The sequence below is a fragment of the Pseudomonas sp. GW823-FHT04A03 genome, from assembly GCF_058796615.1.
The window spans coordinates 124246-149080 of record NZ_JBXAIV010000008.1 but is presented as its reverse complement, the minus strand read 5'-3'; the positions used below and the strand labels follow the sequence as shown (position 1 = coordinate 149080).

The 24835-nt window shown below is 62.0% G+C and carries 23 protein-coding genes; 14 read left to right on the top strand and 9 right to left on the bottom strand.

Going from position 1 to position 24835, the window contains the following annotated elements; genetic code table 11:
* Positions 1–89: 89 nt before the first annotated feature.
* Entirely contained in the window at positions 90–1004 is a 915-nt protein-coding gene (locus tag AC1Q9F_RS20385) for a LysR family transcriptional regulator (RefSeq protein ID WP_007958716.1), read from the top strand.
* A 3-nt stretch (positions 1005–1007) separates the two neighbouring features.
* On the opposite strand, the gene hrpB is transcribed toward AC1Q9F_RS20385, so the two are convergent.
* Positions 1008–3527: an ATP-dependent helicase HrpB gene (gene hrpB / locus AC1Q9F_RS20380; protein WP_492620757.1), complete on the bottom strand. Its 2520-nt coding sequence runs from the start codon at positions 3525–3527 to the stop codon at positions 1008–1010.
* Between the two features lie 108 nt (positions 3528–3635).
* Between hrpB and AC1Q9F_RS20375 the strand changes: the two genes are divergently transcribed.
* Together AC1Q9F_RS20375 and AC1Q9F_RS20370 are read left to right on the top strand one after the other, a co-directional pair.
* On the top strand, positions 3636–4055 hold the full coding sequence (locus AC1Q9F_RS20375) for a polyribonucleotide nucleotidyltransferase (protein ID WP_492620758.1): 420 nt from the start codon (positions 3636–3638) through the stop codon (positions 4053–4055).
* A 15-nt stretch (positions 4056–4070) separates the two neighbouring features.
* Positions 4071–4967, top strand: coding sequence for a cation diffusion facilitator family transporter (locus AC1Q9F_RS20370; protein ID WP_492620759.1), 897 nt, complete (start codon positions 4071–4073; stop codon positions 4965–4967).
* Here the strand turns inward: AC1Q9F_RS20370 and AC1Q9F_RS20365 are convergent.
* Complete coding sequence (locus tag AC1Q9F_RS20365) at positions 4961–6010, bottom strand: DUF6515 family protein (protein ID WP_207984047.1); 1050 nt, start codon at positions 6008–6010, stop codon at positions 4961–4963. The genes AC1Q9F_RS20370 and AC1Q9F_RS20365 overlap by 7 nt on opposite strands.
* Positions 6011–6464: 454 nt before the next feature.
* On the opposite strand from AC1Q9F_RS20365, the gene AC1Q9F_RS20360 reads away from it, so the two are divergent.
* Together AC1Q9F_RS20360 and AC1Q9F_RS20355 are read left to right on the top strand one after the other, a co-directional pair.
* Entirely contained in the window at positions 6465–6944 is a 480-nt protein-coding gene (locus AC1Q9F_RS20360) for an Lrp/AsnC family transcriptional regulator (RefSeq protein WP_007909658.1), read from the top strand.
* A 106-nt stretch (positions 6945–7050) separates the two neighbouring features.
* On the top strand, positions 7051–7260 hold the full coding sequence (locus AC1Q9F_RS20355; RefSeq protein WP_003228500.1) for a DUF2788 domain-containing protein: 210 nt from the start codon (positions 7051–7053) through the stop codon (positions 7258–7260).
* Here AC1Q9F_RS20355 and AC1Q9F_RS20350 read toward each other — a convergent pair.
* The 4 genes from AC1Q9F_RS20350 to AC1Q9F_RS20335 form a co-directional block, all read right to left on the bottom strand.
* Positions 7255–7890 carry a pseudouridine synthase gene (locus AC1Q9F_RS20350; protein WP_243459114.1) on the bottom strand — a complete coding sequence of 212 codons (636 nt, stop codon included), beginning with the start codon at positions 7888–7890 and terminating at the stop codon, positions 7255–7257. The genes AC1Q9F_RS20355 and AC1Q9F_RS20350 overlap by 6 nt on opposite strands.
* A 72-nt stretch (positions 7891–7962) precedes the next feature.
* A complete protein-coding gene (gene amn, locus AC1Q9F_RS20345) occupies positions 7963–9462 on the bottom strand; it encodes an AMP nucleosidase (protein WP_207984048.1) in 1500 nt (499 codons plus the stop codon).
* Positions 9463–9521: 59 nt separating this feature from the next.
* Complete coding sequence (locus AC1Q9F_RS20340; protein WP_492620760.1) at positions 9522–11171, bottom strand: acyl-CoA dehydrogenase family protein; 1650 nt, start codon at positions 11169–11171, stop codon at positions 9522–9524.
* Between the two features lie 95 nt (positions 11172–11266).
* On the bottom strand, positions 11267–13615 hold the full coding sequence (locus AC1Q9F_RS20335) for a 7TM diverse intracellular signaling domain-containing protein (RefSeq protein WP_492620761.1): 2349 nt from the start codon (positions 13613–13615) through the stop codon (positions 11267–11269).
* Positions 13616–13918: 303 nt separating this feature from the next.
* On the opposite strand from AC1Q9F_RS20335, the gene AC1Q9F_RS20330 reads away from it, so the two are divergent.
* From AC1Q9F_RS20330 to AC1Q9F_RS20315, 4 genes are all read left to right on the top strand, one after another.
* Positions 13919–14716 carry a hydroxymethylpyrimidine/phosphomethylpyrimidine kinase gene (locus AC1Q9F_RS20330; RefSeq protein WP_007958699.1) on the top strand — a complete coding sequence of 266 codons (798 nt, stop codon included), beginning with the start codon at positions 13919–13921 and terminating at the stop codon, positions 14714–14716.
* 24 nt (positions 14717–14740) lie between these two features.
* On the top strand, positions 14741–15364 hold the full coding sequence (gene thiE, locus AC1Q9F_RS20325; protein ID WP_207984051.1) for a thiamine phosphate synthase: 624 nt from the start codon (positions 14741–14743) through the stop codon (positions 15362–15364).
* A 10-nt stretch (positions 15365–15374) separates the two neighbouring features.
* Positions 15375–16658 carry a glutamate-1-semialdehyde 2,1-aminomutase gene (gene hemL, locus AC1Q9F_RS20320; protein ID WP_064599654.1) on the top strand — a complete coding sequence of 428 codons (1284 nt, stop codon included), beginning with the start codon at positions 15375–15377 and terminating at the stop codon, positions 16656–16658.
* 226 nt (positions 16659–16884) lie between these two features.
* A complete protein-coding gene (locus tag AC1Q9F_RS20315) occupies positions 16885–17439 on the top strand; it encodes a tetratricopeptide repeat protein (RefSeq protein WP_003228518.1) in 555 nt (184 codons plus the stop codon).
* A 111-nt stretch (positions 17440–17550) separates the two neighbouring features.
* On the opposite strand, the gene AC1Q9F_RS20310 is transcribed toward AC1Q9F_RS20315, so the two are convergent.
* The gene (locus AC1Q9F_RS20310) at positions 17551–17880 is read right to left on the bottom strand and encodes a DUF1820 family protein (protein WP_007958692.1); all 330 of its coding nucleotides are present in this window, start codon (positions 17878–17880) and stop codon (positions 17551–17553) included.
* A 132-nt stretch (positions 17881–18012) separates the two neighbouring features.
* On the opposite strand from AC1Q9F_RS20310, the gene miaB reads away from it, so the two are divergent.
* From miaB to lnt, 5 genes are all read left to right on the top strand, one after another.
* On the top strand, positions 18013–19341 hold the full coding sequence (miaB, locus tag AC1Q9F_RS20305) for a tRNA (N6-isopentenyl adenosine(37)-C2)-methylthiotransferase MiaB (protein ID WP_074691567.1): 1329 nt from the start codon (positions 18013–18015) through the stop codon (positions 19339–19341).
* A 194-nt stretch (positions 19342–19535) separates the two neighbouring features.
* A complete protein-coding gene (locus AC1Q9F_RS20300) occupies positions 19536–20540 on the top strand; it encodes a PhoH family protein (protein WP_085608754.1) in 1005 nt (334 codons plus the stop codon).
* Positions 20533–21027, top strand: coding sequence for an rRNA maturation RNase YbeY (gene ybeY, locus AC1Q9F_RS20295; protein ID WP_007958682.1), 495 nt, complete (start codon positions 20533–20535; stop codon positions 21025–21027). Before AC1Q9F_RS20300 ends, ybeY begins: the two co-directional genes overlap by 8 nt.
* 5 nt (positions 21028–21032) lie before the next feature.
* Positions 21033–21872 (top strand): CorC family transporter, encoded by an 840-nt coding sequence (locus AC1Q9F_RS20290; RefSeq protein WP_007909641.1) that lies wholly within the window; start codon positions 21033–21035, stop codon positions 21870–21872.
* A gap of 17 nt (positions 21873–21889) precedes the next feature.
* Positions 21890–23413: an apolipoprotein N-acyltransferase gene (gene lnt, locus AC1Q9F_RS20285; protein WP_492620762.1), complete on the top strand. Its 1524-nt coding sequence runs from the start codon at positions 21890–21892 to the stop codon at positions 23411–23413.
* A gap of 52 nt (positions 23414–23465) precedes the next feature.
* Here the strand turns inward: lnt and AC1Q9F_RS20280 are convergent, their stop codons facing one another.
* Together AC1Q9F_RS20280 and AC1Q9F_RS20275 are read right to left on the bottom strand one after the other, a co-directional pair.
* Positions 23466–24227, bottom strand: a complete 762-nt coding sequence (locus AC1Q9F_RS20280; protein WP_492620763.1) for a YdcF family protein — start codon at positions 24225–24227, stop codon at positions 23466–23468.
* A gap of 105 nt (positions 24228–24332) precedes the next feature.
* Entirely contained in the window at positions 24333–24656 is a 324-nt protein-coding gene (locus AC1Q9F_RS20275) for a hypothetical protein (RefSeq protein WP_207984055.1), read from the bottom strand.
* Between the last annotated feature and the right edge of the window lie 179 nt (positions 24657–24835).

Sequence of the window (24835 nt, the reverse complement as noted above, 5' to 3'; positions counted from 1 at the left end):
TGTTCAGGGACAAAAAAACCGCCGACAGAACGGAGGCCGGCGGCGTACAAATTGCTTGGATGTGGAATCCGTTCGCTTTGAGGTTCACCGTGGCCGCTTACAACCTGCGTCAGTTGAAATACTTCATCACCACCGTCGAATGCGGCAGCGTCGCCGAAGCGTCGCGCAAGCTGTACATCGCGCAACCGGCGATTTCCACGGCGATCAAGGGGCTGGAAGACAGCTTCGGCGTGCAACTGCTGATCCGCCATCACGCCCAGGGCGTGTCCCTGACACCGAGCGGTGCGCGGTTCTTCCGCAAGGCTCAGGAACTGCTGCGCATGGCCAAGGAGTTCGAACAGAACGCCCTCGCCGACAACGACGTGGTGGCCGGGCAGATCGATATCGGCTGCTTTGAAACCGTCGCGCCGCTGTACTTGCCGCAACTGATTGCCGGCTTCTCGGCGCTGTATCCGGGGGTGAAAATCCGCATCCGCGACGGCGAACAACAGGAACTGGTGCAAGGCCTGACCTCGGGCACCTTCGACCTGGCGATCCTCTACAAGCACGACCTCGACGCCACCATCGAAACCGAACCGCTGATGCCGGCCCAGCGGCCTTACGCCCTGCTGCCGGCGGATCACCGCTTCGCCCAGCTCAAGCAGGTGTCGCTGCGGGACTTGTGCCTGGAGCCGATGATCCTGCTCGACGTACAACCGAGCCGCACCTACTTCGTCAGCCTGTTCGAAGAGCTAGGCCTGTCGCCACGCATTGAGTTCAGCTCGCCCTCGATCGAAATGGTGCGCGGCATGGTCGGCCAGGGTTTCGGCTTCTCGATCCTGGTCACCCGCCCGCATTCGGAATGCACCTACGACGGCAAGAAAGTCGTGTGCGTCGACATCGTCGAAGACGTTACCGGCTCAGGCCTCGTGGCCGCGTGGCTCAAACGCGGACAACTGACCAAACCGGCACAGCTGTTTGCTGATTATTGTCGGGAGCAGCTGACGGCGAAGGCCAGTCGCTGACCTTCAGGTACCACGCGGATTGGCTCGTGCGGTAGCTTCAGCCACCAACGGATCATCCGGCCAATAATGCTTCGGATACCGCCCCTTCAGATCTTTCTTCACCTCGGCATAGGTGCTGCGCCAGAAGTTGGCCAGATCCTGAGTCACCTGCACCGGACGCCGTGCGGGCGACAGCAGGTGCAGTTTGACCACTTGCCGGCCGCCGGCGATACGCGGTGTATCGGCGAGGCCAAACAACTCCTGCAAACGCACGGCGAGAATCGGTGGCTGCTCGCTGTAATCGAGGCGAATCGACGAGCCTGACGGCACGCTCAGGTGATGCGGTGCCTGTTCATCAAGCTGTTGCGGCAGTGGCCAAGGCAGCAGATTACGCACGATGCTCGACAGGTCGAGGTTGGCGAAATGGCTGAGCCGCGAGACCTTGGCCAGATACGGCATCAGCCAGTCTTCGAGTGTTTGCAGCAGCGTGGCGTCGCTGACATCCGGCCATTGGCTGTCGCCCTTGGCGTCCAGGTCGAGCTGGCGCAGCAACGCGACTCGCGCCTGCCACTGGCGCAGTTCCGGAGTCCACGGCAGCAGTTCCAGACCTTTGCGCCGCACCAGATTGACCAGCGCCTGACTGCGGGCGTTTTCGTCGAGACCGGTCAACGGCTCGCGGCTCAGGATCAGTTCGCCGACCTTGCGTTGGCGCTCGGCGCGCAGCACGCCTTCGCGTTCGTCCCAGTCCAGTTGATCGACGTTGTGCACCTGTTCGGCCAGCACCGAATCGAACAGCGCCGGATCGAAATCTGCCGCCAGATAGATCCGCTCTTCGCGCTGACCTTGGCGGCTGCCGAGGTCGGCGATCACGATCCACGGCTCCTTCATCAGGCTGTCGGCTTCGGCGAACAGCGCCGCACGGCCGTTGGCCAGACGATATTCGGCACCACCGGCACGCCGCTGCTGAGCGACGCGATCCGGGTAGGCCAGCGCCAGCAAGGCGCCGAGCCAGCGCGGGTGATCCGGGTCGGCGACCGGCTCGCTCGCCTTACCGCGCAGGTAACCACGATATTGCCGCGCCAGTTGCCGGGCGCGTTGTACGCCACCCTGGGCGCCGCGCGCCGCGCGTTCTTCACCGGACAGCAACACCAGACGACTGTGCAGATCCGCCCCGGCGCCGCGCAAAATATCGCGCTCGCCGAGCAACGCGGCGACGTCACACGCCATGTTCGACAGACCCAGCGCCTGACCGCGTAACAGCAAATGAGCGATGCGCGGATGGGCCGGCAATTCAGCCATAGCCTGTCCATGGCGATTCAGACTTTCACCGTCCAGCGCACCGAGACGCTGCAACAGGTCCTGAGCCTGTGCATAAGCGGCGGCGGGCGGCACATCAAGCCAGATCAGATCACTCGGCGCCACGCCCCAGCGACCAAGTTGCAAAGCCAGGCCAGCCAGATCCGCCGAGAGAATTTCCGCACTGCCATAAGCCGCGAGTTGTTCGTGCTGATCCTGCGACCACAGCCGATAACACACGCCCGGTTCCAGACGCCCCGCCCGGCCCGCTCGCTGGGTGGCGCTGGCTTTGGAGATGCGTTGAGTGTCGAGGCGGGTCATGCCGCTGCCCGGGTCGAAACGCGGCACCCGCGCCAGCCCGGCGTCGATCACCACGCGCACACCGTTGATGGTCAGGCTGGTCTCGGCGATGTTGGTGGCCAGCACCACTTTGCGCTGACCCGCCGGGGTCGGGTCGATGGCAGCGCGTTGCGCATTCAGGTCGAGTTCGCCGTGCAACGGGCAGAGCAAGACGTCGCTGCGCTCACCGATGGCGTCCGCCAGTTGCTGATGAACCCGCCGGATTTCCGCCTGCCCCGGCAGAAACACCAACAGGCTGCCGGTTTCGTCGTGCAGGGCTTCGAGCACCGTTTGCGTGACGCGTTGATCGATGTATTCGCCGGGCTGGAACGGCCGCCCCCAGCGCATCGTCACCGGGAACATCCGACCCTCGCTGCGCAGGATCGGCGCATCGTCGAGCAACCCGGCCAGACGTTCGCCTTCAAGGGTGGCGGACATCAGCAGAATCTTCAGCGGCTGTTCAGCTCGAAACAGCTCGCGACCGTTCAGACTGAGGGCCAGCGCCAGATCGGCGTCGAGACTGCGTTCGTGAAATTCGTCGAAGATCAGCAGACCCACGCCTTCCAGCGCCGGGTCGTCCTGCAAGCGCCGGGTGAGGATGCCTTCGGTGACCACTTCGATGCGGGTGTTGGGGCCGACCTTGCTGTCGAGGCGGATGCGATAACCGACGGTTTCACCGACCTTCTCGCCCAGCTCGCTGGCCAGCCGTTCCGCCGCTGCACGCGCGGCCAGCCGACGCGGTTCGAGCATGAGAATGGTCTGCCCGTTCAGCCACGCTTCATTGAGCAGGGCCAAGGGCACGCGGGTGGTTTTACCGGCGCCGGGCGGTGCTTCGAGCACGGCTTCGTGGCGTGTCGCCAACGCTTCACGCAGGGCGGGTAAAACTTCATCGATTGGCAAAGAAATCATGCTGGCTCCCAAACAGAGCGGCGAGTATAACGGCGAACTGCTGAGCGTTCGTCAGGGTCTTAACTTCACACGATGACGCTTCGTTAATAGATGACTCAGGAGATTCCCATGCGCTTACCTTTTCGCCTGATCGGCGGTGTACTGGTTACCACCCTGCTCACTCAGATCACTGCGTGCGGTTCGATTTTCTACCCAGACCGGCGCGGCCAGATCGACGGCAAGATCGACCCGGCGATTGCCGTGCTCGATGCCGTGGGCCTGCTGTTCTATATCCTTCCCGGCGTAATCGCGTTTGCCGTGGACTTCGCCACCGGCGCGATCTACTTCGAACCGGGCCACACGGCGCAGGTCGATCCGGCCAAGCTCAAGCAAGCCATCGGCCCGGACGGCCAGGTCGATAACTTGAAGTTGCAGGCTATTCTCGAAACAGAACTGGGCCGCAATCTGCCGCTGGACGACCCGCGCCTGATCCAGCACAAGGGCAGCACTCAGCAACTGGCGATGTTCGGCCTGCAACCTGCCGCATAAGGAATCAACGCACCCATGACCACAAGCACCGAACACGCCCGCCTGCTGCGGCTGGCGACCCGCGCCTCGGTGGCGGTGGCCTGTACGCTGATCATCGCCAAAGCCATCGCCTGGTGGCTGAGCGGTTCGGTGAGCATGCTCGCCGGCCTCACCGACTCGGCCCTCGATGGCGTCACTTCGTTGCTCAATCTGCTGGCAGTGCATTACGCGCTGCGCCCGGCGGATGACGATCACCGTTATGGCCACGGCAAGGCCGAATCCCTGGCGGGCATGGCACAGGCGCTGTTCATTGGTGGCAGTGCGGTGCTGATCGCGTTGCAGGCTTATGAGCGTTTGAACAATCCGGAGCCGCTCGGCGCGCCTTGGCTGAGTATCGGAGTGATCGTGTTTTCCCTGTTGCTGACGGCGGCGCTGTTGATGCTGCAGCATCGGGTGATCAAGCAGACCGGCTCCAACGCGGTGCGGGCGGATTCGCTGCATTACCGTTCGGACATGCTGCTGAACGGCAGCATTCTGATTGCGCTGGTATTGGCCGGTTTGGGTTTCGATCAGCTGGATGCGTGGTTCGGTCTGGGGATCGCGGCGTACATTCTGTGGAGCGCGATCCAGATCGCCCGGGAAAGTTTTTCGGTGCTGATGGATGAAGAGCTGCCGACTGATGTCAGTCAGCACATGCTCGAACTGGCGTGCGGCGTGCCGGGGGTATTGGGCGCGCATGATTTGCGCACGCGGATTTCCGGCAATCACTGGTTCGTGCAGTTGCACCTGGAACTGCCGGGGGAGCTGACGCTGTCAGTCGCTCACGGCATCAGCGATCAGGCGGCGGATGCGATTCACAAGGCCTACCCACGGGCCGAAGTGCTGGTGCACGCCGACCCGCAGGAAGTGGTCAAAGCCGCTCGGGCTCAGTAGTTGACCTGATAACCGCGACTGCTCAGGCAATTGCCCTGGGCCTGGCGGTAGGCCTGAACCACTTCGGGCGCCGGTTGATACGTCGCGGTGCGCGGATTGAAGCCGCTCTGCTGCACCGCGTACTGATAGCACTCGTAACCGTCGCGCTGAACCTGCTCCGGTGACTGACCGTTGGCCGGATACGCCTCCACGTCATAACCATTGCCGGTCGGCTGCGGTGGCTGCTGCGACGGCGGCTCGACCACCACGTAATCCTGGGTCGCTTCCTGATAGGCGTAGTACGAACCGGCGGCGAGGAACAGCAGCGAACCGCCGATCCACACTTCACGGGCGTAATCCGGCAGGTACTGGATGCGAATCCCGCGCGGCGGCTGAACCACGATGTAGCGCGGGCCTTGCGGGCGATACCAATAACCGCCGGAGTAGAAATAGTCTTGGCCGCGATATGGCACGCGGTAGTCACGATCTGGAAAGCGGTCGATCACATGGCCCGGCCGGTATTGCGGGCCAGGGCCCCAGCCATTGCCATGCCCGTCGGGGCGACCCGGCCAGCGGTTGTCGTTGGGGCGGCTGCCGGTCTGCCAGTTCTGGTGATAGCCATTCTGCGGGCGCTCGTCGCGGTAGTAACCCTGACGCGGTTCCTGGGTCTGGCGCACGGTGTCGGGACGCGGCTGGATCGGCAGATCGTTGGCCGGAAGTTGCGGCGGCGGTGGCGGCTGGCGCACCGGGTTGGGGTTGTAGGCCGGACGCGGCTGGTTCTGGTTCTGCCACTGGCCGTTGTTCGGTTGGCCGTGGTTCTGCTGGCCGTTGTGCTCGAACTGGCGGCTGTTGTCGCCACGAATGATGTCGTTGTTCTGCCGCTGCGGATTGTTCTGTCCGCGCTGCTGATCGCCCCCGCCATGCCCCTGATTGTTGCCCTGATGCTCCGGCCCGCGTCCGCCGCCGTCGGGGCCGCGATTCTGCGGCTCATCCGCCAGCGCTTGCGCACCGACACTCACACACAGCAAACCAACACTGGCCAGACGCCAGATGCGCGACTTCATGAAATTCCTCACTGCGGACTAGAGCCTGAAATTAAGAGGGCGTGTAGCTAAGACCGGGGATGAGTACACCGGGTTCTGCTACAGGTTATCAGTCACGTCATTTATTTATTGAGCGAGATGGGCCAAATCGCAGGCAAGAAAAAAGGGAGACCCGTCGGCCTCCCTTCTAGAGAACTTCGTCCTGGCTCGACGCTTTTGACGTCGGCTCACCTCACGCCGTCTTCTGGACAGTGTGCAGCTCGGGGGCCGGCACAACCCCGGTGGGGGTGGCGGCCGCGGCAGGCCGGATTGGGCGGGCCGCGTGGACTGTGTTACCGAGCAGTGATTCTGGTGATAAGAATAGGCCCGGAGCCGCGACAGATGATTGCGAAGATTGCTCAAATAAACATCACTTGCGCAATTTTTAACCCTGGATAGATAATCCGCCGCAATAGTTAAGACAAAGGATCGTTTGATGAGCAAACTCGACCGTTACGACCTCAGTATTTTGGCGGAATTGCAGCGCGACGCCCGCATCTCCAACCAGGAACTGGCCGAGCGCATCGGTCTGTCGCCCTCCCCGTGCTCGCGCCGGGTCAAGCAACTGGAGGACGACGGCTACATCTCCCGCCAGGTCGCCCTGCTCGATCGCAAGATGCTCGGCCTGAGCCTGACCGCCTACGTGCTGATCGGCATGGACCGGCACACGCCGGAGCGTTTCGAGAACTTCGAAGCGGCGATCCGTACCTTACCGCAGGTGCTGGAATGCAGTCTGGTGACCGGGGTTGATGCCGATTACCAGCTGAAAGTGGTGGTGCCGGACATGGATCACTATCAGAAGCTGCTGCTGGGGCATCTGACCCGGATCGAAGGCGTGACCAGCGTGCGCTCAAGCTTTGTGCTGAATCAGGTGCTCAACAGCACTGAATTGCCGCTGACCCATCTGCGTAGCTGAAATCGACGAATGACTGCGGCACACCGACGCAGGTCAATGCTGCGTCGTTCGCCGCTGGCGTATACTCCCGGCCGCCCTTTCAGCCGCGCAGCGCCGGAGATGCCCGATGGATCCAGCAGTATTTGAAGAGTGGATGATGACCGGTCTGGTCAGCATCCTGATCATTTTCATGGGTTTCATCGTCTGGGATCTGGCGAAGAAGTCCAAGGCCGGGCGCTTCGGCTCGTTCATTCTGTTCTTCGTGCTGGGCCTTGGCGTGGCCGCATTCATCATCAAGAGCGTGGTGATCGGCCTGATCGAATCCGGCGCTTTATAAGCGCGCCGGCACTTCTTTCCACTGGCCCTGATCGAGCCCTTCGATCGACCAGTCACCAATCCTGACCCGCACCAGCCGCAACGTCGGCAGCCCGACCGCCGCCGTCATCCGCCGCACCTGACGGTTGCGTCCTTCGCGAATCACCAGTTCCAGCCAGGTTGTCGGAATGGTCGCGCGAAAGCGTACCGGTGGATTGCGCGGCCACAGCTCGGGCTCATCCAGTTGCCGCGCTTCGGCGGGCAAGGTCATGCCGTCATTCAATTCGACGCCGTCACGCAGACGCTGCAACTGCTCGGCCGTCGGCACGCCTTCGACCTGTACCCAATAGGTTTTCGCCAGTTTGTGCTTGGGGTCGGCGATCCGCGCCTGCAATTGGCCGTCGTTGGTCAGCAGCAGCAAACCTTCGCTGTCGCGGTCCAGCCGTCCGGCCGGGTAAATGCCAGGAATGTCGATGTAATCCTTGAGCGTCGCCCGCCCTTCGCCGTCGCTGAATTGCGTCAGCACATCGAACGGTTTGTTGAACAGAATCAGCTTCGGCTCGGCCGGTGGTGCCTTGGCGACACGGCGCGGGGCTGAAGAAGCTGGCTTCGCGCCGGGGCGGCGGGAAGGTGGACGTTGAGGACGGGACATAAGAGAGCAGACATTTAGCGATCAGGGCTGACAATGCTAGTGCCCCGACCGCCAAATGACCACGACAAACCGTTAGCGGAACGGCGGCTCGTCGAAGCTGCGCAGTTTGCGCGAGTGCAGCGAGTTGAGTTCGGTGCGCAGCAGATCCACTGCTTCGATGCCGATCTTCAAGTGCTGGCTGACTGCACGTTCGTAGAACGCGTTGGCCGAACCCGGCAGCTTGATTTCACTGTGCAGCGGTTTGTCCGACACACACAGCAACGTGCCGTACGGCACTCGCAGGCGATAACCCTGGGCGGCGATGGTGCCGCTTTCCATGTCCACGGCCACGGCGCGGGAAAGGTTGATCAGCGGTCGCTCCTGGGCCCAGCGCAATTCCCAGTTACGGTCGTCGTAGGTCAGCACAGTGCCGGTGCGCAGGCGTTTCTTCAGTTCTTCGCCTTTTTCGCCGGTGATGTTGGCCGCCGCTTGCTGCAACGCCAGCTGCACTTCGGCCAGCGCCGGGATCGGAATGTTCGGCGGCACCACCCGGTCGAGAATCCCGTCGCGACGCATGTAAGCGTGAGCCAGCACGTAGTCGCCGATGGTCTGCGACTGACGCAGGCCGCCGCAGTGGCCGATCATCAGCCAGCAATGCGGACGCAGCACGGCCAGGTGGTCGGTGATGTTCTTGGCGTTGGACGGGCCGACGCCGATGTTGACCAGTGTCACGCCGTGGCCATCGCTGGCGATCAGGTGATAGGCCGGCATCTGGTAACGATGCCAGACCACACCGGCGGCAATCGCCGACGCTTCGCCGTGATCCATGCCTTTTTCGATGATCACATTGCCCGGCAGCACCATGCGTACGAAGCGCGGGTCGCGGCGCAGTTGTTCCAGGCCATGGACGATGAACTGGTCGACATAACGGTGATAGTTGGTCAGCAGGATCCACGGCTGCACATGGCGCCAGTCGCTGCCGGTGTAGTGCACCAGACGACGCAGCGAGAAATCGACGCGGGCCGCATCGAACAGCGCCAATGGCAGTGGATCGGTGTTTTCCCAGTCGTAGAGACCGTCGGCGATGCCATCGGTGGCGGCGGACAGGTCAGTACTCGGGAACACTCGCGCCAGCACGGCGGCGGTGACACCGGAGCCGGCCAGCTCATCACCCTGCTCGACCACGTACGGGTACGGAATGTTTTGCGCGCTGACCCCGACTTCCACGGTCACGGTGAAGTCGTGCATCAGCGGCGTAAGCTGTTCCAGCAGGTATTTGCGAAACGCCGCCGGGTGGGTGACGGTCACGCTGTAGGTGCCCGGCAACTGCACCTTGGCGTAAGCGCGGGTGGTCTGCGGGACTTCGCCCTGGCAGTGGTAGGTCAGACGCAGTTCGGGATAACGGAACAGGGCACGTTGCTCGGCGTCGGGCTCGACGCGATCCTTGAGATAACGCTTGAGCGCCGAGTTCAGCGCCGTGGTGGCCCGCTCATGCAGCTCGGCGAGACGATCCACGGCCTGTTCGGCGGTTTGAACGACAATAAACGCTTCGGTCACGATCAGCTTCCTGTGTTCTGACTTGCAGAGCTTCATCTTGCCTGCATCGTGGCGTCACGGAAACAGTGGCGTTGTGGCTTTGTCGCGATCCCCCTTCAGAAACCTTGCGGCGTAGAGCGGGCGACGATGGCTTCGACATCCAGCCCGCGCGGCAACGCGCCGTAGACCCGCCCGCCACCGCTCAGGCGACTGGCGATGAACGCATCGCTGACCGCCGAATTCCCGGCCTCCAGCAGCAGCTTCGCTTGCAGTCCCAAAGCGATGTCTTCGGTCAATTGCCGAGCGCGGTATTGAATGTCAGTGGTGTCCTTGAACTGCGCTTGCAACTGCTGAACGTGCGCGGCCAGTCGCTTGTCGCCATGACCATCGCCGAGCTCGTTGAACAGAACATCCAGAACGCCCGGCTCTTTCGACAACGCCCGCAGTACGTCGAGGCATTGCACGTTGCCGGAGCCTTCCCACGTCGAGTTCACCGGCGCTTCGCGGTACAGCCGCGGCAGGATACTCTCCTCGACATAGCCAGCACCGCCCATACATTCGGCGGCTTCGTTGATCATCCCCGGCGCGCGTTTGCAGATCCAGTATTTGCCCACCGCCGTCACCAGTCGGGCGAACTGCGCTTCATGGCGGTCATCGAGATGATCCAGCGCCTTGCCCATGCGCAGGCTCAGCGCCAGCGCGGCTTCGCTTTCAAGTGCCAGATCGGCCAGCACGTTCTGCATCAGCGGTTGTTCGCTAAGCAGTTTGCCGCCGACCTTGCGGTGGGCGCAGTGATGGCTGGCCTGAGTCAGCGCCTGACGCATCAGCGAGCTGGAGCCGACCATGCAATCGAAACGGGTCATGGCCACCATCTCGATGATAGTCGGCACGCCGCGCCCTTCCTCACCGACCATCCACGCCAGCGCGCCACGGAACTCTACTTCGCTGGAGGCGTTGGACTGGTTGCCGAGTTTGTTTTTCAGACGCTGGATATAGAACTGATTGCGCGTGTCGTCCGGACGATGGCGCGGCAGCAGGAAGCAGCTCAAACCCTTGTCGGTCTGCGCCAGCGTCAGGAACGCATCGCACATCGGCGCCGAGCAAAACCACTTGTGGCCCACCAGTTCGTAGGCCTGGCCCGGGCCGCTGGCGCCGACCGGATAGGCCTTGGTGGTGTTGGCACGGACGTCGGTGCCGCCCTGTTTCTCAGTCATCGCCATGCCGATGGTCACGCCAGCCTTGTGGGCCATGCCGACATTGCGCGGGTCGTATTCGGTGGCGAGGATTTTCGGCAGCCATTGTTCGGCCAGGTTCGGCTGCAAAAGCATCGCGGGGACACTGGCGAAAGTCATGGTTAACGGGCAACCGCTGCCGGCCTCGGCCTGGCTGTGCAGATAGCTCATGGAAGCGCGGGCAACATGGGCGCCGTCCTGTGGATGAGCCCAGGGCAACGAGGTCAGGCCATGTTCAATGGCGGTGCGCATCAGCTCGTGATACGCCGGATGAAACTCCACCAGATCGATGCGATGACCGTAGCGGTCATGGCTGGCGAACACCGGTTTGTTTTGATTGGCGAGGAACCCGGCTTCCATCAGCGGCCCGCCGGCCAGCGCGCCGTAGGCGTCGATCCGCGACTCGGCCCAGCCAGCGCCGAACCGCCGCGACCACTCCTGTAACGGCAGGTCAATGCGGTACAGGTTGGTGCCGTCGAGCGACGGTGGCTGGTTGGTGACTTCGTGAGTTTCGGCGAACTGATGCAGGTTCATGACGGGGCTCCTTGATCGGCCAGAGCTTCAGTTAAGCACCGCGCCCGAACCGATCAAAGTGTCATATCGGCCTAAATACCGGCGCTTTCACCCTATCAGCAACTCAACACCCGCCGCTGCATCGCAACCTGCAGATCCTCGAATTTCACCGGTTTGCTCAGATAGTCGATCGAGCCACCCGACGCGCAATGCTCTCGATCCGCCCCCAGCGCGATCATGAACACCGGCAGATGGGCGCATCCCGGCAGGTCACGAATCTGGCAACACAGCGATGCCCCGTCGAGCGGTGGCAGCTGACAATCGATCAGCACGGCATCGAAGCGCTCGCGCTGCAAACAGTCGAGCGCCGCCGCGCCGTGGTCGGCGGTGCGCACCCGGAAACCGAGCTTGAGCAACATGCCGCGCATCACCAGTTGGTTGACGCTGTTGTCGTCCACCAGCAGCACGGTGCAATCCTGCGGCGCGCGCACGGCGTCGCGGCTGAACGCGGGCACGGCTTCCACTTCCGGCAACTCAAACTCGACATCCAGTTGAAAGCGGCTGCCACTCCCCGGTTCGGAGCGGTGCGTGAGCTTGCCACCGAGCAATTCCACCAATTGACGGCAGATCGCCAGACCGACGCCCAGCCCGCCGTACTCGCGGGTCATCGAACCGTCGAGCTGGAAGAAGCGCTGATACATCGTCGCCTCGCCCAGATCGGTGAAACCGATGCCGGTATCGATCACCGCGAAGGACAGCGCCAGGCGATTGTCCGTCGATGGCTTGCCAGTGACCCGCAAGGCCAGGCCGCCGACGCGGGTGAACTTGATCGCGTTGTCCAGCAGGCATTCCAGGCACTGCGCGAGTTTGGCGCTGTCGCCATGCAGGCGATCCGGCAGGGTCGGCAGTACGTCGACCTTGAAGTCCAGCGACTTGCTCGAAGCGTTGCCATCGAACTGAATCCGCAACGCCTCGACCACCCCGCGCAGGCTGAAACTGCCCGGCGTGACCTTGAGCTTGCCGGCCTGCAATTCGGTCAGGGTCAGGATGCCGTTGACCATGCGCATCATGTCCCGGGCCGAACCGGCGGCGGTCTGCTGGTATTGCTCCAGTTCCGGATCGAGTTCGACGGTCTGCATCAACTCGAGCGAGCCGATCACGCCATTCATCGGCGTACGCAGTTCGTGGGTCAGGGTCGCGAGGAATTCATCCTTGAGCTTGTTGCTGTGGGCCAGTTGCTGGTTCAGCACTTCGAGTTTCTGGCCGGCATCGAACAGGGTCTGCGCCTGTTGTTCGCGCATCGCGTTGATGCGGTCGGCCAGGGCCAGCGACAGCAACGCCACTTCGATGGCCGAACCGATCTGGCTGGCGTACATGGTCAGGAACACATTCGGCAGCAAGCCCAGCACCATCATGGTGTTGACGATGCCGCCGATCAGGAATGCCGACCAGGCGATGATGAAATAACGCGCCACCCGCAGGCCGCGCCACCAGGCCAGGATCCCGGCAGCGAAGATCACTACGGTGAAGGTCAGAGCCAGGGTCGTCGCCAGGCGCAGGGCCAGGCCATAACTGGTCATCAACGACAGGCCGATCACCACGGCGCCGAACGCGATCAGGGCCATCAGCAGGCGATCGAGCCAGCGGCTGTGGTTCCTGGTCTGCAGGAAACTGCGGGCGAACTGGCTGCCGAACAGCCCCGCGCAACCGATGAAGAACGGCGTGGCGGCGTTGGCCCACCATGGGTTGTCCGGCCAGAAATACTCGACGGCCGCACCGTTGACCGACAGCTGATAAAGGCCGAACGAGGCGATATAGAAGATGTAATAGAGGTAACTGGTGTCGCGCACGCTGAGGTAGATAAACAGGTTGTAGACCAGCATCCCCAGCAGCACGCCATAAATGATCCCCAGCACATACAGGCGCACTGGCTGGTCTTCGAGGTAAGCGGTGCTCGACCACAGCGTCACCGGCGCCTGGATCGAGCCTTCGCTGGACAACCGCAGATAAACGGTTCGCTGTTGATCCGGCTTGAACGCCAGGTCGAACAGGTAATTGTTCTGGCGGATCTCGCGACTGGCGAACGGCAAGGCGTCGCCGGTTTGCCGCACCAGACGGTAGTCGCCAGCGGCATCGGGCAGATACAGGTCCAGATGATCTAGCGGCGGATACGCCAGCTCCAGCAACCAGCTGCGCTGCGCCGACGGATTGGTCGGGCGGTAATGCAGGTCGATCTTCAGCCAGAACGCCGAACGCGAATAACCGGCATTGAGCGTGGCTTTGTCATGGGGTTTGAAGTTTCCGGCGGCGGCTTGCGCGCGGACGTCGGCAATGCTCGCCTGACCGCTCGGGTCTTCGAACACTTGCAGGGATCGACCCAGCGGGAGGCTCTGGGTGAACTCGTCGAACTCGACGGCGCTTGCCAGGAGGGGCAAGCAGAACAGCAACATCAACAAATAGCGCATTGAAGCCCCAGCGTGGCTTGGCCGGTTGTGTCAGGAAGCCCCCCATTCCCTTTGAGATGACGTAAAACCGGTATTACCTGTTATTGGTTTGGATCCACTCTAGCATAGCCGTTGATGGCCATTGAGCACCATGGAAATTTTTCCGACGAAGGCTCTAGAACGGGCGTTCCAGAGCAGAACGCCGGGCTAGAGCTGTTTGCTCGGTCAAATTGTGACAAGCGCTGCGAATCCGCTACCCGTGTTATCGGCAGGACGCTGCGCCACAACACCCGAAAAACAGGTTTGGTGGTAAGCTCGCGCACCATGAATATCTACAGCTCACGCCCCGTTGTCCTCTGTCTCTCCGGCCACGACCCCAGTGGTGGCGCCGGCTTGCAGGCAGATATCGAAGCCCTGCTCGCTCAGGGTTGCCATGCGGCTCCGGCCGTCACCGCCCTGACCGTGCAAGACACGGTCAACGTCACTGACTTTCGCGTCCTCGACCGTGAGTGGGTACTGGCCCAGGCCAATGCCGTGCTCAACGATTCCGAAGTCGCGGCAGTGAAACTGGGCATGCTCGGTTCCCTGGAAATGGTCGACACCGTCGTCGAACTGCTCCAGGCGCACCCGCACTTGCCAGTGGTCTGCGACCCGGTGCTGCGCGCCGGCGGCGGCGGACGCCTGGGCAAGGACGAAGTCGGCTACGCCATGCGCGAACGCCTGCTACCGCTGTCGATCATCGCCACCCCCAACCTTCCCGAAGCCCGGATCCTCGCCGAACTGCCAGAAGGCACCGCGGACGAGTGTGCTGAAAAACTGTTGCCGTACATCAAGAACCTGCTGATCACCGGCGGTCACGGCGACGAAACCGAAATCCACAATCGCCTGTACAGCCGCGACGGCCTGCGCGAAACCTTCAAGTGCCAGCGCCTGCCGGGCAGCTATCACGGTTCAGGCTGCACCCTGGCCAGCACCCTCGCCGGCCGCCTGGCACTGGGCGAAAACCTCGCCAGCGCCGTGCGCACGGCACTGGATTACACCTGGCGCACCCTGCGCGATGCCGAACAGCTGGGCAAAGGCCAGTTCGTGCCGCGTCGCCTGCCGCTGGATTTCTGTTCCTGATGTTTCGAGCCTGAGGTCTGCGCGATGAAACTACGTGGCCTGTATGCCATCACCGACGGTCCGTTGCTGGCCGGCAAGTTTCTGTCCTACGTGGAGGCGGCGCTGGAAGGCGGCGTCACCCTGCTGCAATACCGCGACAAGAGCAGCGACGAAACCCGTCGTCTGCGTGAGGCCGAGGCCCTGCGCGATCTGTGCGAGCGCTACAAGACGCAACTGATCATCAACGATGACGCCGAACTGGCCGCGCGCTTGAACGTCGGCGTGCACCTGGGCCAGACCGACGGCCCGCTGTCGCCGACCCGCGCCCTGCTCGGTTCCAAGGCGATCATCGGTTCGACCTGCCACGCGCAGCTTGAACTGGCCGAACAGGCCGCCAAAGAGGGTGCGAGTTACGTCGCCTTCGGTCGCTTCTTCAATTCCAGTACCAAACCCGGTGCACCGAGTTGCAGCCTCGATCTGCTCGACGAGGCCAAACGCACCCTGCACCTGCCGATCTGCGCGATCGGCGGCATCACCCTCGACAACGCCGCGCCGCTGGTGGCCCACGGTGTCGATCTGCTGGCCGTGGTTCATGGCCTGTTCGGCGCCGACAGCACCGCCGAAGTGACCCGCCGCGCCCGCGCCTTCAATGAATTATTAAAAGTCTGAGAGCCCGATCATGTCTCGTTCCGAAACCCTGTTTGCCAACGCCCAGAAACACATTCCCGGTGGCGTGAACTCGCCGGTGCGCGCGTTCAAGAGCGTTGGCGGCACGCCGCTGTTTTTCAAGCACGCCGAAGGCGCCTACGTCACTGACGAAGACGACAAGCGTTATGTGGATTACGTCGGCTCGTGGGGTCCGATGATCCTCGGCCACAGCCACCCGGACGTGCTGGACGCAGTGCGCAACCAGTTGCAACACGGCCTGTCCTACGGCGCGCCGACCGCGATGGAAACCGAGATGGCCGACCTGGTCTGCTCGCTGGTGCCATCGATGGAGATGGTGCGCATGGTCAGCTCCGGCACCGAAGCGACCATGAGCGCGATCCGTCTGGCCCGTGGCTTCACCGGCCGTGACAGCATCATCAAGTTCGAAGGCTGCTACCACGGTCACTCCGACAGCCTGCTGGTCAAGGCCGGTTCCGGAGCGCTGACCCAAGGCGTGCCGAGCTCGGCCGGCGTACCGGCAGCGTTCGCCAAACACACCCTGACCCTGCCGTTCAACGACATCGACGCCGTTGAAAAAATGCTCGCCGAAGTCGGCCAGGACGTCGCGTGCATCATCGTCGAGCCAGTGGCCGGCAACATGAACTGTGTACCGCCGGCGCCGGGTTTCCTCGAAGGCCTGCGCAGCCTGTGCGACAAGCACGGCGTGGTGCTGATTTTCGACGAAGTGATGACCGGCTTCCGCGTCGCCCTCGGCGGTGCCCAGGCCTACTACGGCGTAACCCCGGACCTGACCACCTTCGGCAAGATCATCGGCGGCGGCATGCCGGTCGGCTGCTTCGGCGGCAAGCGCTCGATCATGGAGCGCATCGCGCCACTGGGCCCGGTCTATCAGGCAGGCACCCTTTCGGGTAACCCGCTGGCGATGGCCGCCGGCCTGACCACCCTGCGCCTGATCAGCCGTCCGGGTTTCCACGCCGAGTTGACCGACTACACCACGCGCCTGCTCGACGGCCTGCAACAGCGCGCCGATGCCGCCGGCATTCCGTTCGTGACCACCCAGGCAGGCGGCATGTTCGGTCTGTACTTCAGCGGTGCCGACGACATTGTTACTTTTGAAGACGTAATGGCCAGCGATGCAGCGCTGTTCGGTCGCTTCTTCCACCTGATGCTGGAAGGTGGCGTGTACCTCGCGCCGAGCGCCTTCGAAGCCGGTTTCACCTCGATCGCCCATGGCGAAGCCGAGCTGAAACTGACCCTCGACGCCGCCGAGCGCGCGTTTGCCAAGTTGAAGTAAAACGCCCCGCCGCTGACGTTGGCCATTGCCAGCGTCAGCGTTCTCCTACATCCGCACGCCTTTTCCGACACGCCTGCCAAAAATCTCCCATAAAGTGGGCGATATATTTCCCGCGCAGCAGAAAATCGAGTAAAGACTTTGTAAGGATGGCCCTGCTTATTTCATAATGCGCGCTTATTGGATCCCTCGACGGGTCCGCGCGCCCTTCAGAGGTAAGTCGATTCCCATGAACCGCACCGGCCGCACCCTTGCCTTGGGCTGCCTGTTGCTCCTTCAGCCGCTGCTCGCACATGCACAAGCAGGCGGCAACTCGTTGTTGATCCCGGCGATGGGTCGCTGCACCCTCAATACTCAGCCGCAAGATGTCACGCAGGCCCTCGCCGCCTGCCAAAAGGCAGCGGATGAAGGGGATGCGCAAGCGCAATACGAGTTGGGTGAGTTCTACTACGACGGCAAGAACGCGCCGCGCGACCTCAATCAAGCCCTGAGCTATTTCGAAAAGGCCTCGCTGCAAGGCCACGCCCAGGCGCAATTCAAGCTCGGCACCATGTTTTTCCACGGCGAAGGCGTGCAGGCTAACAACATTCAGGCCTACATCGTGCTGAAGATGGCGGCGGTCAACGGCGCAGAAGATGCGCTGGATACGGCCGACGAAGTCTCCGAAAAAATGTCCCGCGAAGATCTTGAGACTGCCACGCAAGTGCTCGGGCAAATTTTCCGTAAATACCTGATGGAATTGCAGAGCGCCGACGGGCGTACGCCGTTCTCGCCCCTGCCCTGATTTCTCTTTAGATTTTTCTGGCCTCTTCGCGAGCAAGCCCGCTCCCACATAGGAATGAATATCCCTGTGGGAGCGGGCTTGCTCGCGAATGAGGCGACTCGGTCTTACGGTTTACTTCTCGGGCATCGGCACCGGAAACGGCATCACATTACCGACACCGCCACGGGCTTCGCTGATCTTCGGCGTCCCCAGCCGCTCGACTTCATCGATTCGCACGATCGAGTGCATCGGCACAAAGCTGCGCACCACGCCTTCGAACTGCGCCTTGAGCTTTTCTTCGCTCGGATCGACGACCACTTGCGTGCGCTCGCCAAAGACGAACTCTTCCACTTCCAGGAAGCCCCACAGATCACTTTGATAGATCTGCTTGGCGTACATTTCGAACACCTGGCCCTGGTTGAGGAAAATCACCTTGTAGATTGGAGCTTCGCGTTTGGTCATGGCGGGCGGACGACATCGGGGTAAAAATGAGGGCGCGAACTATAGCATAGCCACCGGACGCGCAGCGGTAGGAACCTGGGGACATGTTCCCTATAATGCGCGGTTCTTTGAACCACGTGACGACCCTATTCCATGGCCAAGAAGCTTTACATCGAAACCCACGGTTGCCAGATGAACGAGTACGACAGCTCGCGCATGGTCGATCTGCTGGGCGAACACCAGGCCCTGGAAGTCACGGCGCGCGCCGAAGATGCCGATGTGATCCTGCTCAACACCTGCTCGATCCGCGAACGCGCCCAGGACCGGGTGTATTCCCAGCTCGGCCGCTGGCGCGAACTGAAACTGGCCAACCCGGACATGGTGATCGCCGTCGGCGGTTGCGTGGCCAGCCAGGAAGGCGCGGCGATCCGTGATCGAGCCCCTTACGTCGACGTGGTGTTCGGCCCGCAGACCCTGCACCGCCTGCCGGAAATGATCGACGCCGCGCGCATCAGCAAGCTGCCGCAAGTCGACGTGTCGTTCCCGGAAATCGAAAAATTCGACCATCTGCCCGAGCCGCGCATCGACGGCCCGAGCGCCTACGTGTCGGTGATGGAAGGCTGCAGCAAGTACTGCACGTTCTGCGTGGTGCCTTACACCCGCGGCGAAGAAGTCAGCCGGCCGTTCGACGACGTGATCGCCGAGATCATTCACCTGGCCGAACACGGCGTGCGTGAAGTGACCCTGCTGGGCCAGAACGTCAACGGTTATCGCGGGCTGACCCACGACGGTCGTCTGGCGGACCTGGCCGAACTGATCCGCGTGGTCGCGGCGGTCGACGGCATCGACCGCATCCGCTACACCACCTCGCACCCGCTGGAGTTTTCCGACAGCCTGATCCAGGCCCACGCCGAAGTGCCGGAACTGGTCAAGCATCTGCACTTGCCGGTGCAGTCGGGTTCGGACCGGATCCTGGCCGCGATGAAGCGCAACCACACGGCACTGGAGTACAAATCCAAGCTGCGCAAACTGCGCGCCGCCGTGCCGGGCATCTGTATCAGCTCGGACTTCATCGTCGGCTTCCCGGGGGAAACCGAGAAAGATTTCGAACAGACCATGAAGCTGATTGCCGACGTCGGTTTCGACTTTTCCTACTCGTTCGTCTACAGCCAGCGCCCGGGCACTCCGGCCGCCGATCTGGCCGACGACACCCCGGAAGAACTGAAGAAAGAACGCCTGAACGCCTTGCAGCACCGCTTGAACCAGCAAGGGTTCGAGATCAGCCGACAAATGGTCGGTTCGGTCCAGCGGATTCTGGTGACCGATTATTCGAAGAAAGACCCGGGCGAGCTGCAAGGGCGGACCGAGAATAACCGTATCGTCAACTTCCGCTGCGATAATCCAACCTTGATCGGCCAGTTCGCCGACGTCCACATCGACGCGGCGCAACCGCACTCGCTGCGCGGCTCGCTGATCCAGTAACACCGCATATCCCATGTGGGAGCGAGCTTGCTCGCGAAGGCTGCGACACATTCAACATTCCTGTGTCTGACAGACCGCTTTCGCGAGCAAGCTCGCTCCCACAGAAACAGCATCAATTTAAGAGCTTTCGCACCCACGCCGCTGGCGTTATCCTTGATTTCATCCTAATTGCCCCAGGGCGGCTAAATACGACCTTGAACGCACCCATCGAACCACATCGTTTTATCCTCGAGCCCTTTGAGGCTCGCCGCTTCGCCAATCTGTGCGGGCAGTTCGACGAGCACCTGCGGCTGATCGAACAGCGCCTGGCCATCGAGATCCGCAACCGCGGCAATCAGTTCGAGCTGATCGGCGAACCCAAGCACACCACTTCCGCGGAAAACCTTATTCGCCGCCTGTACCGGGAAACCAAGGGTTCAGAGCTGTCGCCGGATACGGTTCACCTGTTCCTCCAGGAATCGGCCGTCGAGCAACTGGACAATCACGCCCCCGCCGAAGCCTCCGTTGCCCTGCGCACCAAGAAAGGCATGATTCGCCCACGCGGCTTGAATCAGCTGCGCTACGTGAAGGAAATCCTCGGCAACGACATCAACTTCGGCATCGGCCCGGCCGGTACCGGCAAGACCTACTTGGCTGTCGCTTGCGCCGTCGATGCGCTGGAGCGCGAGCAGATCCGTCGCATCCTGCTGGTGCGTCCGGCGGTCGAAGCGGGTGAGAAACTCGGCTTCCTGCCCGGCGACCTGTCGCAGAAGATCGACCCGTACCTGCGCCCGCTCTACGACGCACTCTACGAGATGCTCGGCTTCGAATACGTGGCCAAGCTGATCGAGCGCCAAGTGATCGAAGTCGCCCCGCTGGCCTACATGCGCGGCCGTACGCTGAACAACAGTTTCATCATTCTCGACGAAAGTCAGAACACCACCGTTGAGCAGATGAAGATGTTCCTGACCCGGATCGGTTTCGGCTCCACGGCCGTGATCACCGGCGACATCACCCAGGTCGACCTGCCGCGCGGCACCAAATCCGGACTCCATCACGTCATCGAAGTCCTGAAAGATGTGCCGGGCATCAGCTTCACTCACTTCCAGCCTAAAGACGTGGTGCGCCATCCGTTGGTGCAACGCATCGTCGAAGCCTACGAGCGCTTCGAGACGCGTGTCGCTGATGAAGCGCCAAAGGACACCCGCCACGATGCTTGAGCTTGACCTGCAAATCGCGACCGAAGCGTCTGCGCCGACCGAAGCCGAGTTCCGCCAATGGTGCGAACTGGCCCTGCGCCAGCGCACCGCTGACTCGGAAATGACCATTCGTCTGGTCGACGAGGAAGAAGGCCGCGAACTGAATCACACCTGGCGCCACAAGGATTACGCGACCAACGTCCTGTCCTTTCCCGCCGAAGTGCCTGACGAGTTTCTCGACATTCCATTGCTGGGCGATCTGGTGATCTGCGTGGCGGTGGTTGAGCGCGAAGCTGCCGAACAGGGCAAGGAACTAAAGGCCCACTGGGCACATCTGGTCATTCACGGCTGCTTGCATCTGCTTGGTTACGACCATATAGATGACGAGGAAGCCGAGGAAATGGAAGCACTGGAACGCGAGTTGCTTGCCGAATTGGGTTATCCCGATCCGTACGCGGACGACGAAACCGAAACATCCCCTACTGTTACAACAAAGGATTCAGAGTAATCGCTATGAGCGAAGATCGATCGAGCAACGGGCAAAAGTCATGGCTGGGTAAACTGACCCAGGCTTTTGCCCACGAGCCGAAGAACCGCCAGGAGCTGCTTGAGCTGCTGCGCGATGCACATCAGAACAAACTGCTGGACAGCGAAGCGCTGGCCATCGTCGAAGGCGCCATCCAGGTGGCTGACCTGCAGGTTCGCGACATCATGGTGCCGCGCTCGCAGATGATCAGCATCAAGGCGACCCAGACACCCCGCGAATTCCTCCCCGCCGTGGTCGACTCGGCCCACTCGCGCTACCCGGTCATCGGCGAAAGCCATGACGACGTGATGGGCGTGCTGCTGGCCAAGGATCTGCTGCCGCTGATCCTCAAGGAAAACGGCGACAGCTTCAACATCAAGGACCTGCTGCGCCCGGCCACCTTCGTGCCGGAGTCCAAGCGTCTGAACGTGTTGCTGCGTGAATTCCGCGCCAACCACAACCACATGGCCATCGTCATCGACGAATACGGCGGCGTGGCCGGTCTGGTGACCATCGAAGACGTGCTCGAGCAGATCGTCGGCGACATCGAAGACGAGCACGACGTCGAAGAAGACAGCTACATCAAGCCGCTGCCCAGCGGTGACTTCCTGATCAAGGCCCTGACGCCAATCGAGAACTTCAACGAGTTCTTCGACAGCGAATTCTCCGACGACGAGTTCGACACCGTCGGCGGGCTGGTGATGAGCGCGTTCGGGCACTTGCCAAAACGCAACGAAATCACTGAAATCGGCGCCTATCGTTTCCGCATCCTGAACGCCGACAGCCGTCGGATTCACTTGCTGCGACTGACCCCAATCGCCCGGTAAAAAATCTAAGGATTGAAATGCGCTGGACAACCCGCCCCGGCTGGCCCGGTAACCTGCTGGCCGTGGCGGCCGGTGCAATCACCACCTTCGCTCTGGCACCGTTCGATCTCTGGCCGCTGGCCCTGCTGGCGGTCGGCCTTTTCTATGCCGGCCTGCGCGAGCTAAGCCCGCGCCAGGCGCTGGGTCGCGGCTGGTGCTTCGGTTTCGGCCTGTTCGGCGCCGGCACCAGCTGGATCTATTACAGCATCCACCACTTCGGTGGCGCTTCGGTGCTGCTGGCCGGTTTCCTGATGCTGATCTTCACCGCGGCCATTGCCTGGTTCTTCGCTCTGCCGGCGTGGCTGTGGGCGCGCTGGTTGCGGCGTAACGAAGCGCCAGTGGCCGATGCCCTGGCGTTCGCGGCGTTGTGGGTCGGTCAGGAAGCTTTTCGTGGCTGGTTCCTCACCGGCTTCCCGTGGCTATATTCCGGTTACAGCCAGCTCGACGGCCCACTGGCCGGGCTCGCGCCAGTAGGCGGGATGTGGCTGGTGTCGTTCGTTCTGGCACTGACCGCTGCACTGATCTACAACGCACCGCGTCTGTTGCAAACCCGCCGCAAAGCCTTCATCGCTGCCGGCGTGGTATTGCTGATCGGGCCATGGGCGGCGGGCATTGCGCTCAAGGGCCATGCCTGGACCAGCCCGGCCGGCGCGCCGCTGACCGTTGCCGCGATTCAGGGCAACGTCGCACAAAGCATGAAATGGGACCCGGCCGAGCTCAATGCGCAATTGGCGTTGTACCGCGACCTGAGTTTCCACTCCAAACCGGTGGATCTTTTGATCTGGCCGGAAACCGCCGTCCCGGTGCTCAAGGAGTCCGCCGAGGGCTACCTGAACATGATGGGCAACTTCGCCGCCGAGCGTAAATCGGCGCTGATCACCGGCGTACCGATCCGCGAAATGGTTCACCACGAGAGACGTTTCTACAACGGCATCACCGTGGTCGGCGAAGGCGATGGTACCTATCTCAAACAAAAACTGGTGCCGTTCGGCGAGTACGTACCGCTGCAGGACATCCTGCGCGGGCTGATCGCTTTCTTCGACCTGCCGATGTCCGACTTCGCCCGCGGCCCTGCCGATCAGGCCCTGTTGCAGGCCAAGGGATATCAGATCGCGCCGTTCATCTGCTATGAAGTGGTCTACCCGGAATTCGCCGCGGGCCTGGCGGCACGCAGCGATCTGCTGCTGACGATCAGCAACGACACCTGGTTCGGTACGTCGATCGGTCCGCTGCAGCACCTGCAAATGGCGCAGATGCGTGCGCTTGAAGCCGGACGCTGGATGATTCGTGCGACCAACAACGGTGTGACCGGGCTGATCAATCCGTTTGGCCAGATCACAGAACGCATTCCGCAGTTCGAACAGGGCGTGCTGTACGGCGAAGTGGTGCCGATGCACAACCTGACGCCGTATCTGCAATGGCGCTCGTGGCCGCTGATCATCCTGTGCGTGGTGCTGTTCGGCTGGGCGCTGATGACCAACCGGATGTCCAAGACACTCTGAAACGCCCCGTCACCCTGCTCGTTCCCACGCCTTGCGTAGGAACGAGCCCTGTTCAGCGGTAGAACAATAAATATCCGACCTGCCCCACCGCCTCGTTAATCAACTGCCCGCTCTGCCAGATCGATTTGAATTCCGGGAGCCAGCCGCCAAACGGTCGCGCATTGTCCGTGCCAAGAAAACCGACCGGCGCCGGCACGACTTCAAATCCAGCCTGTTGATAACTCCACACCGCACGCGGCATATGCCAGGCCTGGGTCACCAGCACGATACGCTTGACACCTTCCGGCAACAGCACTCTGGCGCTGAATTCGGCGTTCTCCCACGTGGTGCGGCTCTCCCCCTCCTGCCAGCGTACCGTCACACCGAAATCGTCGCGCAGCGAGTCGGCCATCAGTTTCGCCTCAGTCGGCGGCGTGTCGTAATGCAGACCACCGCTGGTCAGAACCGGCAGCCCTGAGGCTTTGGCCAACCGCGCCGCGTATCGCTGTCGTTCAAGACCGATGCCGGTCGGCTGATCTTCGCCCCAGGCCAGATCGCCGCGCTCACGACCGGAGCCCAGCACCACAATCGCATCGGCGCGTTGCGCCAGGCTTGTCCATGCTTCCCGGGCCAGCGGCGGCTCACGCTCCAGAGCCTTGGCACCCCATTGCACGACCACCGGCAGACTCATCAGCCAGAATCCGCCAAAACCAAGGGCAAAACACAGCCCGGCCAGCCGCGGCCGCGAGCGACGCAACCACCAGGCCGCCAGCAACAGCAGCAGAAGAAGGCCTGGCGGTAACAGAAATTGTTTAATGAAATAGCGAAAAGGCATCGAGCATCTCCAAAGATGCCCGAAGCCTAAGTGGGTTGATATCGTGCGACAACCAGTAGGGGCGGATCCCGTTGAAAAAAATCCGCTTTTTGACCTGCCATGCGTTTACTTGGCCTGAAGAGTCCGAACCTTGACGGTTTCTCTGCCGGGCGCCTTGTCCTTGAGCCAGATGACATTGGCCGTATGAGCTGCATCGAGTTGTTTCACTGCTTGTGACAGGTATCCGTGGGTTTCACGCTCACTGCGATCCAGGTAGGCCTTGACCAGTTTGAACTCGGCGGTACTCAAGCCACGCAATTCCAGCTCCAGGGGGCGCTCGTCGCGCAGCCGGCCAGCGGTTTTTGCCGCGTCCAGGGCCATACCCAGACGATCGATCAACCGCTCGTACAACTCGGGTTTGGTAACGTTTTTTTGCTGTGACTCCACCATCCCTCACCTCATTGAAGATAAGACTCACTCCCCAGTTAGAGCTTAGCTTCGCTGCACAAACCGGCTGCACGCCGCGACCAACGGCCCTCGCCGTAATTTCAGCCGGTCAAACGGCTGCAATCAGGGTTTCCCTAGGCCGAGCGCGGTCATGTATGCTACGGCGCTTCCTGTAACTCCAC